At 57.3% G+C, this 13,011-nt stretch carries 10 protein-coding genes and 1 pseudogene; 10 read left to right on the forward strand and 1 reads right to left on the reverse strand.

The window, feature by feature from the left end:
- Positions 1-1,019, reverse strand: a pseudogene (locus L284_RS43490) (IS3 family transposase); the annotation flags it as partial.
- Positions 1,020-1,206: 187 nt separating this feature from the next.
- On the opposite strand from L284_RS43490, the gene L284_RS0124875 reads away from it, so the two are divergent.
- From L284_RS0124875 to L284_RS0124890, 10 genes are all read left to right on the forward strand, one after another.
- Positions 1,207-2,346: a polysaccharide biosynthesis/export family protein gene (locus tag L284_RS0124875; protein WP_031342999.1), complete on the forward strand. Its 1,140-nt coding sequence runs from the start codon at positions 1,207-1,209 to the stop codon at positions 2,344-2,346.
- Positions 2,347-2,381: 35 nt separating this feature from the next.
- A complete protein-coding gene (gene rfbC, locus L284_RS43500) occupies positions 2,382-2,948 on the forward strand; it encodes a dTDP-4-dehydrorhamnose 3,5-epimerase (RefSeq protein WP_021235683.1) in 567 nt (188 codons plus the stop codon).
- Positions 2,949-2,952: 4 nt separating this feature from the next.
- Positions 2,953-4,011, forward strand: a complete 1,059-nt coding sequence (rfbB, locus tag L284_RS43505; RefSeq protein ID WP_021235684.1) for a dTDP-glucose 4,6-dehydratase — start codon at positions 2,953-2,955, stop codon at positions 4,009-4,011.
- The gene (rfbD, locus tag L284_RS43510; RefSeq protein WP_021235685.1) at positions 4,008-4,898 is read left to right on the forward strand and encodes a dTDP-4-dehydrorhamnose reductase; all 891 of its coding nucleotides are present in this window, start codon (positions 4,008-4,010) and stop codon (positions 4,896-4,898) included. The genes rfbB and rfbD overlap by 4 nt, the downstream gene beginning before the upstream one ends.
- 21 nt (positions 4,899-4,919) lie before the next feature.
- Positions 4,920-5,792 carry a glucose-1-phosphate thymidylyltransferase RfbA gene (gene rfbA / locus L284_RS43515; RefSeq protein WP_021235686.1) on the forward strand — a complete coding sequence of 291 codons (873 nt, stop codon included), beginning with the start codon at positions 4,920-4,922 and terminating at the stop codon, positions 5,790-5,792.
- Positions 5,793-6,171: 379 nt separating this feature from the next.
- On the forward strand, positions 6,172-7,107 hold the full coding sequence (locus L284_RS0124880) for a capsular polysaccharide export protein, LipB/KpsS family (protein WP_081674145.1): 936 nt from the start codon (positions 6,172-6,174) through the stop codon (positions 7,105-7,107).
- Positions 7,104-8,093, forward strand: a complete 990-nt coding sequence (locus L284_RS48100) for a glycosyltransferase family protein (protein WP_152524757.1) — start codon at positions 7,104-7,106, stop codon at positions 8,091-8,093. Before L284_RS0124880 ends, L284_RS48100 begins: the two co-directional genes overlap by 4 nt.
- A 215-nt stretch (positions 8,094-8,308) precedes the next feature.
- Positions 8,309-9,781 carry a glycosyltransferase family 2 protein gene (locus L284_RS0124885; RefSeq protein ID WP_235054564.1) on the forward strand — a complete coding sequence of 491 codons (1,473 nt, stop codon included), beginning with the start codon at positions 8,309-8,311 and terminating at the stop codon, positions 9,779-9,781.
- 93 nt (positions 9,782-9,874) lie between these two features.
- Positions 9,875-10,819: a phytanoyl-CoA dioxygenase family protein gene (locus L284_RS43525; protein WP_031343005.1), complete on the forward strand. Its 945-nt coding sequence runs from the start codon at positions 9,875-9,877 to the stop codon at positions 10,817-10,819.
- A gap of 626 nt (positions 10,820-11,445) precedes the next feature.
- The gene (locus L284_RS0124890) at positions 11,446-12,708 is read left to right on the forward strand and encodes a capsule biosynthesis protein (RefSeq protein WP_040714203.1); all 1,263 of its coding nucleotides are present in this window, start codon (positions 11,446-11,448) and stop codon (positions 12,706-12,708) included.
- Positions 12,709-13,011: the final 303 nt, after the last annotated feature.

Genomic DNA, 13,011 nt, shown 5'->3' on the forward strand with positions numbered 1-13,011 from the left:
GCGAAGCTCTGATCCGGTTTCGAAGGCATGGAGATAGACGCACTCGTACTTCAGGGATCGCCAGAGGCGCTCGATGAAGACGTTGTCCATCCAACGCCCCCGACCATCCATGCTGATGCGAACCTCGGCTTTGCGCAGTACGCTGGTGAAGGCCTGCGACGTAAACTGGCTGCCCTGATCCGTGTTGAAGATCTCGGGCTTGCCATAGCGGGCAAGCGCCTCCTCCAGCGCCGCGACGCAGAAGCCAGCATCCATCGTGTTCGACAGCCGCCAGGCCAGCACCTTGCGGGTCGCCCAATCCATGATCGCTACCAGGTACAGGAAGCCACGCCGCATCGGGATGTAGGTCACGTCGGCGCACCACACATGATTGGGCCGCTCGATCGCCAGCTTGCGCAGCAGGTACGGATAGATCCGGTGCTGTGGATGCGGATCGCTTGTGCGCGGCCGCTGATAGATCGGTGTCAGGCCCATCTTCGCCATCAGCCGCCGCGCCCGGCGGCGACCAACATCATGGCCTATCCGCTTCAGATGCCGGGCCATCTGGCGGCTGCCATACCATGGGCAATCAAGAAAGGTCGCATCGATCACTTCCATCAACGCCAGCGTCTCATCCGTCTCGGGCACTGGCGTATAATAATAGGCCGATCGGCTGATCGAAAGCAGCCGGCATTGGGCAGAGATTGACAGGCGTTGGTGAGCAGGATCGATCTTCGAGCGCCTCCGTGCCACGCTCATCGACCGGAGGCTTTCGCTAAAAAATCCCGCTCGATGACGAGTTGCCCGATCTTGGCATGAAGCTTTTCCAACTCGGCCTCGCTGGTCGATTTCGTCGCTTCGCCTGCCCCTGAGAAGGTCGTTGCCATGCCATCGACCGCCTGACGCTTCCATGCCGCGATCATCGTATGATGCACGCCATGCTTGGCGGCCAATTCCGCCAGCGTCAGATCACCACGGATCGCCTCCAGCGCCACCTTCGCCTTGAAGTCTGCAGAATACCGCTTTCTCGTCGTCTTCATTCCCGTCCGTTCCTCACGTCGGGATTAGCTTAGCACCCTGTCCAGAAAACCCGAACCACCTCAGTAACTGATGGCGCACAAGGCCCGACGGTGAGCCTGAGGCCACTGGCGTAACAAAGCCATTGTTCATTCTTCCGGGTCGGTGCTAAGGCGCCCGCGAAACCCAGGTTGTCGAGTTCATCTGAGTATGTCATTGAAGAATTCTGTTTGCCTGGCTCTCCTTGTGAGCCTTGCTGGTTGCGCCACGCTGCCTACGAGCGGTCCGACTGGCAAGCAGGTCGAGCGTTCGGCCATTGACCCCGACACCACGTTGCCGATCGAACTGGTGAATGTGGAAGCGTCAACGGACCTTCCGGCGCTAGAACCCGTGGCAGCGTCCCTGCGCCTTGCGCAGTTACCGCCGCCGCCAACAGATTTGGTCGGCCCTGGCGATGTGCTTGATATCACCATTTTTGAGGCGGGGGTTACCTTATTCGCCGGCAGTGGTTCGACTCCGGGATCAAGCGGTGGAGCGGTTCCGGGGGTACAGGCGCAAAGAATGCCTCCGAACCGGGTGGACGACGATGGTGACATTACAATTCCGTATGCGGGTAAGTTGCATGTAGTTGGACATACTGTGAGCGAAGTCGAGGCGATGATCCGGGCGTCGCTGCGGGGGATTTCCCAGAACCCTCAGGTCATGGTGAATGTCCAGCAACCAATTACCAACACCGTAATAGTCAGCGGTGAAGTGGCGCGCCCGGGCCGCCTGCTACTGCAAACCAACCGTGAAACGCTTTCGGACGTGATCGCTCTCGCTGGTGGTTATCGGGGTAACACAAAAGATCTTGTCCTGCGGGTCATTCGCCGTGGAGACAGCACCGACATAGCCATTAACGACCTGATCGAGACTCCCTCGCTCGATGTCCGCGCCTACCCTGGCGATCGGCTAATGCTCATCAACAACCCCCGAACTTACTCTGTCTTGGGTGCTCCTGGGTCTGTCCAGCAGTTTCCTTTCGCACGCTCACGGGTGTCGTTAACGGAAGCGCTCGCCACGGCGGGGGGGACCAATCCGACGCTTGGCGATCCTGCCGCGATTTTCGTGTTCCGCTATGTTCAAAATGAGCAGCGCAACGAAGTGCCGGTAGTTTATCACTTCAACATGATGAAAACCGGGTCATATTTTCTGGCGCAACGCTTTGCCATGAAGGACAAGGATGTGCTTTATTTCGGCAATGCTGCAGCCAACCAGCCTAGCAAGGTCGTACAGCTGATCAGTCAGCTTTTCTCCCCCATTCTAACTGTGACGAGCGCCGTGCAAACGGTCCAGAACAGCAACCGCTAAGGCCGCTGCCGGTCATAGTTAACAAAAGGGAATCCATGGAAGTCAAGACTTATCCGATTGCCGATGTCACGCTTCTAGTGCCTCGCCACATCGGCGACGAACGCGGCTATTTTGCCGAAACCTTCCGGGCCGATATCTTTGCCACTAACTGCGGTGAACACCGCTTCGTCCAAGACAACGAATCGCTGAGTGCAAAGGCCGGTACCATTCGCGGCCTGCATTTCCAGAGCGATCCGCATGCGCAGGGGAAGCTGGTGCGCTGCACCGCAGGCGCGCTCTTCGACGTGGCGGTGGATATCCGCGTTGGCTCACCCACATACGGACAGTGGGTGGCTGAGACGCTGACGCCGCAGAACGGCAAACAGTTGTGGATCCCGGCTGGCTTCGCGCATGGCTTTTGCTCGCTCGAACCCGATACGGTGATCTGCTACAAGGTGGCGGGCGGCTACTACAATGCCGAGTGCGACAAAGGGCTAGCCTGGAACGACCCCGCCATCGCCATTGCTTGGCCCAGTGGTGCCGACGCCGAGACCCTCTCGGCCAAGGACCGCAAGCAACCACTGCTAGCCGATCTTCCCTCTTACTTTACCTGGAGTGCATAACGCCATGCGCGTCATCGTCACCGGCGGCGCCGGCTTCATCGGCTCGGCGCTAGTCCGCTATCTTGTGCTCGAAAAGCGTTATGATGTGCTCACCATCGATGCCCTGACTTATGCAGGCTGCGAGGCTTCACTTAGCGTGGTCGCGAACAAGCCCAGCCACCGCTTCCTCAAGGCCAACATTTGCGACCGTGCAGCAATGGACAGGGCTATCTCCGATTTCCGCCCTGATCGTATAATGCACTTGGCTGCCGAAAGCCACGTCGACCGCTCGATCACCGGCGCGGCCGATTTCATCCAGACCAATATGGTTGGAACTTTCACCCTGCTTGAAGCCGCACGCGCCTATTGGAACGAACTGCAGGCACCGGCCAAAACCGCGTTCCGCTTCCTGCACGTGTCCACGGACGAAGTGTATGGATCGCTGGGCGATGACGGGCTATTTACGGAAACGACACCCTACGATCCCAGTTCGCCCTACTCGGCGTCCAAGGCTGCGTCCGACCACCTTGCTAAGGCTTGGCAACGCACGTATGGCATGCCCATCGTAGTGTCGAACTGTTCGAACAATTACGGTCCTTATCACTTCCCTGAGAAGCTGATCCCGCTGACCATTCTCAACGCGTTGGCCGGCAAACCGCTGCCGGTGTACGGCAAGGGCGATAACGTGCGCGACTGGCTTTACGTGGATGACCACGCGCGCGCGCTGGACATCATAATTGAAAAGGGCCGGGTCGGTGAGACGTATAACGTGGGCGGCCGCAACGAGCGACGCAACATCGACGTCGTGCGGCGCATCTGCGCTGTGCTCGATGAACTGCTCCCTGCCGATGCTCCGCGCGATGAATTGATCACCTTCGTCACCGACCGTCCTGGCCACGATGCGCGTTATGCTATCGATGCCTCCAAGTTGGAGGACGAACTGAGCTGGCGCGCGGCTGAGAACTTCGACACTGGAATCGAGAAGACCGTGCGTTGGTATCTCGATAATGCTTGGTGGTGGCAGCCCCTTCGCGACCGCTACGACGGTGAGCGCTTGGGTCTGAATGCAGGTTCTCCTGCGTGAGGATCGTTGTCACTGGCAGGACCGGGCAGGTCGTCACTAGCTTGGTTGAGCGCGGGACGGCTGCGGGGCATGACATTGTCGCGCTGGGCCGGCCCGAACTGGATCTTGCCGACCCTCTGTCCGTCGCGCGTGCACTTCAGGCAGCCGCGCCTGATGCTGTTGTTTCCGCCGCGGCTTATACCGCCGTCGACAAGGCAGAGAGCGAGACCGAACTGGCTCATGTCATTAACGGCGCAGGCGCAGGCGCCGTGGCGCAGGCGGCAAAGGCGCTCGGTGTGCCGCTAGTCCACATTTCCACCGACTATGTATTCGACGGAAAACTCGACCGGCCCTATAATGAGGACGACGCGACCGGCCCAACCGGCATATACGGCGCTTCGAAGCTGGCCGGTGAGCAGGAGGTGCTGAGTGCTTATCCCGAAGGCAGCGCCGTGTTGCGGGTGGCTTGGGTCTACAGCCCGTTCGGTGGCAATTTCGTCAGGACTATGCTGCGCGTAGCGGCTGATCGCGATGAGGTTTCCGTCGTTGCAGACCAGGTAGGGAACCCTACCAGCGCGCTGGACATAGCGGACGGCATACTTGCAGTGGTTACCAATCTCGCCGCAAATGATGACGCGGCGTTGCGAGGCGTATTCCATATGACCGCCAGCGGAGAGGCCAGCTGGGCCGATTTTGCCGAAGCGATATTCGCCGCTTCCGAGACGCACGGTGGTGCTTCCGCTCACGTGAACCGGATCACCACGACGGACTATCCAACACCCGCTATCCGGCCGGCCAATTCGCGGCTCGATTGCGGCAAGATTGCACGGGTCCACGGTGTAGCGTTGCCTGACTGGCGCGGGGCACTAGAAACTGTCATCACGCGCCTGCAGACGGTTTCAGCCTGAATTTATAGAAAGACGAAATTCATGAAGGGTATCATTCTGGCAGGGGGCAGCGGCACCCGTCTCTATCCGATGACGTTGTCGATCTCGAAGCAGCTCATGCCGGTCTACGACAAGCCGATGATCTATTACCCGCTAAGCACCCTGATGCTGGCGGGCATTCGCGAGGTCCTTATCATTTCAACCCCGCGCGATATTCCAGCATTCCGGGCGCTTCTGGGCGACGGGTCGCAATGGGGCATGACATTCGAATATGCCGAGCAGCCAAGCCCCGACGGACTGGCGCAGGCCTATGTCATCGGCGCCGATTTCGTTGGCGACCAGCCGTCTGCCCTCATTTTGGGTGACAATATCTATCATGGCCACGGGCTGCCGGAACTGCTGGCAAGCGCCTCTTCGCGCAAGGCAGCGGGTGCCAGTGTCTTTGCCTACCATGTGAACGATCCCGAACGCTACGGCGTGGTCGCATTCGACGATGGGATGAAGGCGGTCTCGATTGAGGAAAAGCCCCAAAATCCGCAGTCCAACTGGGCTGTTACTGGGCTTTATTTCTACGATAAGCAAGTGGTTGAGATTGCTGCCAATCTCAAACCTTCGGCGCGCGGTGAACTCGAAATCACCGACGTTAACCGCATCTATTTAGAGCGCGGAGAACTTTCCGTAGAGATCTTGGGTCGTGGTTATGCCTGGCTCGACACCGGCACTCCCGACAGCCTGCTGGATGCCGCCGAGTTCGTGCGCGTCTTGGAAAAGCGCCAAGGGTTCAAAATTGCAAGCCCAGAAGAGATCGCTTTTCGTCAAAAATTCATTGATGTAGGTGAAATGGAGAAAGCAATCGGTAGACTGGGGAAGTCTGATTACGGCCGATACTTGAGGTTGGTTGTCGAGCAAGAGTAAATCCTGCTGCCTGCCGTTTCTGCAATGTTGAGCCGGTGTTTTTGAGACGGGATCGTGCGTCTTGCGGATCTCGTCAGTTGCCGCCCGGACGGTTTGGCATTGCTACAAATCCTTCCTCGACAGAGGGACGGTCCGTTGTCACTGCATCAAGGCGACGGTGGTCGGTGGGAGAGATGGTAAAGGATACTCAGGTGCGCATGCTGTTCAATGGTGCGCACCGTTCCGCAAGGGCATTCCTCAGGACTCTTCCGTTAAGTAGGATTTCTAGGTCCTACATGCGCATCGGCTCAATGATACTGGTCAGTCCCAGTACGCGGTGATAAGGGGGGGGGCGAAGACTCCGCGGCTCGTTGGGTGCAATTGCCAATGCGATTTATCGATGATCTTGCCCACCAATAGACGTCTTGCCAAACTGCCCTACCTCAAGACGTTTCTTGCAGACTGCCCAAACGCTGTAGTGGGTTGGGGGCGCAAGCTCTCGGGTCGTCGCGCGGAATGGGTCGCGCGGTTGTTGCGCCGACCTTTAGCTCTGCTCGAAGACGGCTTTGTCCGGTCATTCGAGAGAGGAGCCGCAACTCGCTCAATTATAGTGGATGATTTGGGCGTATACTACGACGCGCGCAGTCGGTCCCGGATGGAACAGGTGATTGCGCAAGGTGTAGGAGATGCGCAAGCGGAGCGCGCTCGTTTTTTAATTGCTGCATGGCAGGCGGGTGGCATATCCAAATACAATCATGCTCCCGAATACGATGGTGAACTCCCTAATAGCTACGTTTTGGTTGCCGATCAGACCTATGGCGACTTGTCGGTGTCTGCTGGCATGGCTGAACAGGCGAGCTTTGAGGCGATGCTGCAAGCGGCCCTAGACGAGAATCCAAATGACCCGGTGCTGATCAAAATTCATCCCGATGTGCTGACACACCAAACGTGGGGCTGGATCAGCGAGGATATGCTCACGCATCCACGCATTCGTATAATCGGAGATGGCTCGCACCCGGTACGTCTGCTCAAACACGCTTCGGCAGTCTATGTAGTCACATCGCTCATCGGTTTTGAGGCCCTGCTGTGGAACCGCCCGGTACGCTGCTTTGGCATGCCATTCTACGCAGGTTGGGGGTTGACCAAGGACGCCTTGCCAACACCGCATCGTCGCGGGCAGGCGCGTCTTGAAGACGTTGTCTATGCCGCATTCGTGGCACAAGCGCGGTATGTCGATCCGCGAGATGGGGCGCTTTGTCAGGCGGAGCAAGCAATCTCTTATATGGCTGAGCAACGCGCGCTGAAATTCGGCTTTCCGGCACAGACTAGCGTATGACATCACGCCTACCAACGACGGACCTCTACTTCTTACACGCCTGCGGGGACTGGATTAATCGTTGGTGGTCGCGTGGCCCGGTCAAGGCATTGGGTAAAAATTGCTTTGCCGTCGGCGAAACGATGATTTTGATCCGTCGTGACGATGAGGAACTGATGTGCCGCGCGCTGGATTGGCCAGGGCGGTTGATTTACCTAATCGACGACGATATTGCTGGGGCGACCGAAAGTTCGGACTTACCGCAAGATTATCGGGGTAGATTGGAGAAGTTCAACAGCCGTTTTCATCGAAAGTTGTTGGAACGCGCTGACGAACTATTGGTCTCTTCGCCGCGACTGGAAGTTCTGTTCGGTGGAGATTCAGGTATCACTGCGCGAATAAGGAGGGTGATGCCTTACTGGCCCATGCCTTTCGCAGATGCCGATCACTTCGAAGACCTGCAGCACGGTAGGTTGCTGAAGATTGTCCATTTGGGGAGTGGCAGCCATGCCGGCACCTTCACCGCGCTGGCGCCAGCAGTGATGGACGTGATCGCGCGGCACGAGAACGTACATTTCAGCTATTTTGGTCGGGAGGCGCCGCCGGCTTTTCCTGCAGACCACCCTCGAATAGTCCGAATTGCGCCAATGCGTTGGCCAGCTTACAGACGCTGGCTAGCTCGTCAGCGATTCCATTTGGCGCTTTATCCGTTAGACCAAGGCCGCTTCGACAGCGCGCGTTCACCCAACAAGATCATCGAACATGCGGTGATAGGGGCAGTCGGACTTTACCCTGAAAACTGGGTTACAGCCAGTCTGACCGGTGGCGGCAGCATTGCTGCACCGGTTGATCCGGCTGACTGGGCAGGTGTTATGCGACGGGCGGTTGAACAAGGTTCAGAGTTGGCGAACTTGGCGCGACAGGCCCGTCGATCGCTTGCCCTAGCAAATGATCAGACCGCGCAACGCGTTTTATGGGCTGAACTGCTGGGGCTGCGGGTTGAGTAAGAGTCGGGACGCGGGTGCGTCCTTAGAATGCTTTCTTCTTGCCGCATCGAGACAAACCGCTATCGGCATTCGCGATGCAATCGAACCAGACGGATGCGGGAATGCCCAAGCGTGGGCCTGGGGCTTGGCTGATGCTGCGGCTTCACCTCGACGCGATATGTCTCGCCCCCCGGACTTGGTTGGCGGCGGGTTGGTGGCGCCTCCTCGGCAAAAGAGTGAGAGCGCGCAAGCGATTCGCTTCAGTCATCGCCGCTTCGCCACGTGCCTATCGTCTGTGGCTGCTTGATGAACCGGCCCCCGCTTCGGCAGGACCAAGTGCGCAGAATTTGCTAATTGCCTTGGTCGGTGAGGGGCAGGGGCAGGAAGAGACCTTGCGCAGCCTTGAGGGTCAGGGTGCAACGGTACTGGCTCTTGGTGGGTCCGGCCTTGCTACCCCGAATGACGCCAGGCAGCATATTGACTGGTCAGGTGATCCTTGGCTGATGCCACTTGCTGCCGGGGATGTAGTCGCTCCTGGGGCCATAGCTGCTTATCGCGCAGCAACAGCCACGGCACTTCAAGCTAGGATCATTTACGCCGACGACGATCTGCTGGATGCAAAAGGACGCCGCTGTGCTCCGCATTTCAAACCAGCTTGGAATCCCGAACTACAGCGTCATTTCGATTATTTGACCGGGTCTTGCATCATACGTGCGTCCCAAGTCGAACTGGCTGGATCAACCGGTGTCGACTGGGCCAAGCGGCTTGTCGCGAAGGTGGCGAGTGGAGAGGGAGCGGCGCCGATTCGCTTACCGTATGTGCTGCACCATCGCCGCTGCCGCCCCGCGCCACAAATTCCGGTCATGTTGCAGGGCCCAGCGTCCTCGCTACCCCGAGTCAGTGTTATCATACCGACCCGCAATCGGCTCGATCTGCTCAAAGTGTGTATCGAAGGTCTGGCACGCACCGACTATCCCGATCTCGAAGTGATCGTGGTGGATAACGGCAGCGACGATCCGGCCGCGTTGGCTTACCTAGCGGGCCTTGATCCTGCGCGCTATCGCGTGCTGCGCGATCCCGGCCCGTTCAATTATTCGCGCCTCAATAATTATGCTGCACGCGAGGCAACGGGTGAACTGCTGTGCCTGCTGAACAACGATATTGAGATGTTATCATCCGATTGGTTGGCGATCATGGTGCGCCAGGCGATGCGACCGGAAGTCGGAGCGGTGGGGGCACAACTGCTATACCCCAACGGTCGTATCCAGCATGCCGGCGTCGTGATGGGCATATGCGGTGGGGCGGCTCATGCTCATCGTCTGCTTCATCCCGATTCAGAGGGGTACTTCTATCGGCATGCACTGCCGCAGTTCGTCTCGGCTGTAACCGCGGCCTGTCTCATTGTACGTCGAGCGAGTTTCGAAGCCATCGGTGGGCTTGATGAGATGAACTTTGCGGTTGCCTTCAACGACGTCGATCTTTGCATGAGGCTTAACGCGAAAGGCTGGCAGTCATTTTATGAGCCGCGCGCCAAACTGATTCATCATGAGTCCGTGTCTCGTGGGAAGGATCGCGACCCCGTGGGGGCGGCACGGATGCGGCGAGAACTGGCCGCCCTTCAAACAATGTGGCATACCGATCGTGAAATTGATCCCTACCACCACCCTCAATTGAACCGATTTTCTGAGAGCTTCGTAGTGCGGATTTGATCTGATTTTTCTGATCAAAGCCTTCTAATGTGTTTCTTTCGCTAGCCATGTCAGGCTAGAACTCACGCAACAACAATGCGCGAGCGATTTCTTGTGACTAATCCAATCCCTGGGCTTCCCTTAGTGGAGTCCCCGCTATTTTCTTCTCTCAAGGCAGAGCAGGGATTCACTCCAGAAGAAGAGCGCATCGCCAGCGAACTGCATGAGAAAGGCTTTGCGGTTCTTGACTTCCCGGATGTGGACATCAATGCTAGGATTGACCGGATTAAGGCTGCGCTAGGCCCAAAGTATGGCATTCACTTTGCCGATCCCGAAAGCGACAAGACGACCGGCGAGCGACGCATCCAAGACGCCTGGAAATTTGATGCGGACGTTCAGGCGATCGCTGCCAACGAGACGATACTCGACCTTTTGAGCAAGTTGTGGGGGCGCCGGGCTTTCCCGTTTCAGACGCTAAATTTCCCTGTCGGCACGCAGCAAGATGCTCATTCCGATTCGGTCCATTTCTCGAGTTTGCCTGAGCGCTTTATGTGTGGTGTATGGCTGGCGATGGAGGATGTCGGGCCGGATGCAGGGCCGCTTTTTTATTATCCTGGGTCGCATCGTTGGCCCATTATGACGAATGGGCTGATTGGGCGTCGTGGCTACGGCAAGCACTTGGGGTCGGCGCAGGACCCTTACGCATCGGCTTGGAACGCAATGATCGAAGCCCATGGCGCGCACGCGAATACGTTTCAGGCCCGCAAAGGCCAAGCACTGATTTGGTGCGCAAACCTTCTGCACGGCGGCAGTCGCCAGAACGACTCTCGCCTGACCCGCTGGTCGCAAGTGACGCATTATTATTTTGAAGATTGCATCTACTACACTCCAGCCTTCTCTGACGAGTCGATTGGACGTCTGCAATTACGAAATCTCGTTTCAGTTGAAGACGGAGTCCTGCGAGCAAATTCATACTTGGGCGAGCCAGTGCAAGATCCAAAAAGCAAGCTGCAGTTTCCCAGTTCGCTTTTGCGCCGATTGGTAAGACACCTACGGTGAAGGGGGGGCTTCCTTGCCAACTAATTCCCGTATTTGGCACCCGCATCACCCTAGCACTATATTCACACCTATCGATTTCACGTCTTTTTAGAATCTCCGACTTTCAGTCAGATACTGGCTCTTGCACCCCGCGCCGGGCGCGAGGGTCACCAACGGGTGCTGTCCCGCGATTACATCTTCATGTTTCTGGGGAAATCCTGGCCCTTGTGTTGGCCATTTGTTTTGTTCGCAAGGCCGGCGCGGCTTATCGCCAAGAATGCACAAGTAGTTCGACCATATCTGCAAGTGATCGCGGGAAATTTCTTTGCCAATGGCACTGCGTTTTGACCTGTTCTATCAGCATTATCAATGACATCCTATGCGGTATTGCGACAAGCATGCCAGCAAGTGCGGCTCGAGATCCACTTCATGATCCTGCCTGCGACAGCCGGCCCGTCATGCAGCCTAGCGAGCTCTCGTTTCTGTGTATCAAGGTTGGAGGCGTTCGGCTCCGTCTTAACTAATGACGGTTGGCTTGCTGCATTGCTTCGGACGCACTAACGCGCTCCCACACCATGCTGCGCGAAACAGCCAAATAGAGTCCGCCGCGAATTTCGGCGATTGTGGATACGGAGTGCTTTTCCTGAATGTCGGATATTTCCATCACCACTGCAGGAGCCGCTTCGATGTCGGGCAGTCCCCGTACCGTGCTCCTTCTGCAGGGGCTTATGGGGCCGCTATTCCGTCGGCTCGGCCAAGGGCTGATCGCGCGCGGACACACTGTTTACAAGGTTAATTTTAACGGCGGGGATCGGGCATTCTGGCGCCTTCCGAATGGCATCGAGTATCGCGGCTCTCCTAACGACTGGCCCGGCTTCTTTACTCAGTTGCTTAAGGCTAAGGGGATCACTGATGTCGTCTTGTTCGGGGACTGTCGCGATCACCACATGCCTGCCATTCGTGTTTGCCAAGAGCAAGGCGTGCCGCTCCATGTTTTCGAAGAAGGGTACATCCGCCCGGACTGGGTTACGTTTGAATTGGGCGGCGTAAACGGCCATTCTTCGCTGCCTCGTGATCCGGCGTGGTATCGCGAGGAGGCTGCTTCCCTACCGCCACTACCGCCGCATCACAGGTTTACTGCGTCTTTTCGTCGCCGCGCCAGTGAAGGGTTCGCTTACAATTTTGCGGATGTACTGACACGCTGGCACTATCCGGGCTGGAGCAATCACCGTCCTTGGCACCCGGTGGTCGAAGGCATTGGTTGGTGGCGTAAACTGTCTCGCCGCAAAGAGCGCGAAGCGAGTGCAGGGGAACTGCTGGCCCGTCTTCAAACGATGGGGGAGCCCTACTTCCTGTTCCCCCTTCAACTCGACTCCGATGCCCAAATCCGGCTTCATTCTCCTTTTGCTGGTATCGCTCATGCTATTAGGTTGGTTGTCAGCTCGTTCGCTGCACATGCGCCAGCCGGGACACGCTTGGTACTCAAAGAGCACCCGCTCGATAATGGCGTACGCGATTGGCGCCAAATCACGACCGACATGGCCGCATTGTTCGGTGTGGAGGACCGCGTCGACTATCTGGCTTGGGGCGATATCCAAGCCGTAACGCGAGGATCGCAGGGTGTTGTCACCATCAACAGCACTAGCGGGACTTTCGCGCTGGCAGCCGGGGTGCCGGTCGTTGTTCTAGGCCATGCCGTTTATGACATTCCAGAATTAACCTACCAAGGCGGACTGGACGGATTCTGGAGCGCGCCCATGCCTCCAGATCCAGAGACGTTCGCTGCGTTTCGGCGCGTCCTAGTTGAACGATGCTTAATTCCCGGGGGCTTTTTCTCGGAAGACGCTCTTGATAGCGTTGTTCACCATGCAATCGTTCGACTCGAAGGAAGGAACATCAAGGCGGACTGAGCGTCTACCTCGCTTATCGATTTGTAGGCCTGATAGGCAACTCTAAATGGTGATCAATTCGATTCTGCGTTTAAGAATTGAACCAAGTATTTCTTTCTTGACAAGGGTACTATCAATGGACCGAGCTGATAAAACTTTTTCGAGAATCGCGAAAAGTCAGCTACCTATACAGGCGTTGCGGATCACGCTACCCGCTCCAGTGCGCGTCTCAGGCGTACCCAGAAACACCCGTAAATGGCTGTTTTCTGCGATTTTCCAGTGATACACTGTCCGGGCAGTTCCGGATATGTTCCATGCCGTCTC

It is taken from the genome of Novosphingobium lindaniclasticum LE124 (assembly GCF_000445125.1).
GTDB lineage: Bacteria > Pseudomonadota > Alphaproteobacteria > Sphingomonadales > Sphingomonadaceae > Novosphingobium > Novosphingobium lindaniclasticum.

Excerpts from the sequence above, each read along its gene's own strand:
- L284_RS0124875 (WP_031342999.1), top strand. The coding sequence starts at position 1,207 with ATGTCATTGAAGAATTCTGTTTGCCTGGCTCTCCTTGTGAGCCTTGCT.
- rfbC (WP_021235683.1), top strand. The coding sequence starts at position 2,382 with ATGGAAGTCAAGACTTATCCGATTGCCGATGTCACGCTTCTAGTGCCT.
- rfbB (WP_021235684.1), top strand. The coding sequence starts at position 2,953 with ATGCGCGTCATCGTCACCGGCGGCGCCGGCTTCATCGGCTCGGCGCTA.
- rfbA (WP_021235686.1), top strand. The coding sequence starts at position 4,920 with ATGAAGGGTATCATTCTGGCAGGGGGCAGCGGCACCCGTCTCTATCCG.
- L284_RS0124880 (WP_081674145.1), top strand. The coding sequence starts at position 6,172 with ATGATCTTGCCCACCAATAGACGTCTTGCCAAACTGCCCTACCTCAAG.
- L284_RS48100 (WP_152524757.1), top strand. The coding sequence starts at position 7,104 with ATGACATCACGCCTACCAACGACGGACCTCTACTTCTTACACGCCTGC.
- L284_RS0124890 (WP_040714203.1), top strand. The coding sequence starts at position 11,446 with ATGTCGGATATTTCCATCACCACTGCAGGAGCCGCTTCGATGTCGGGC.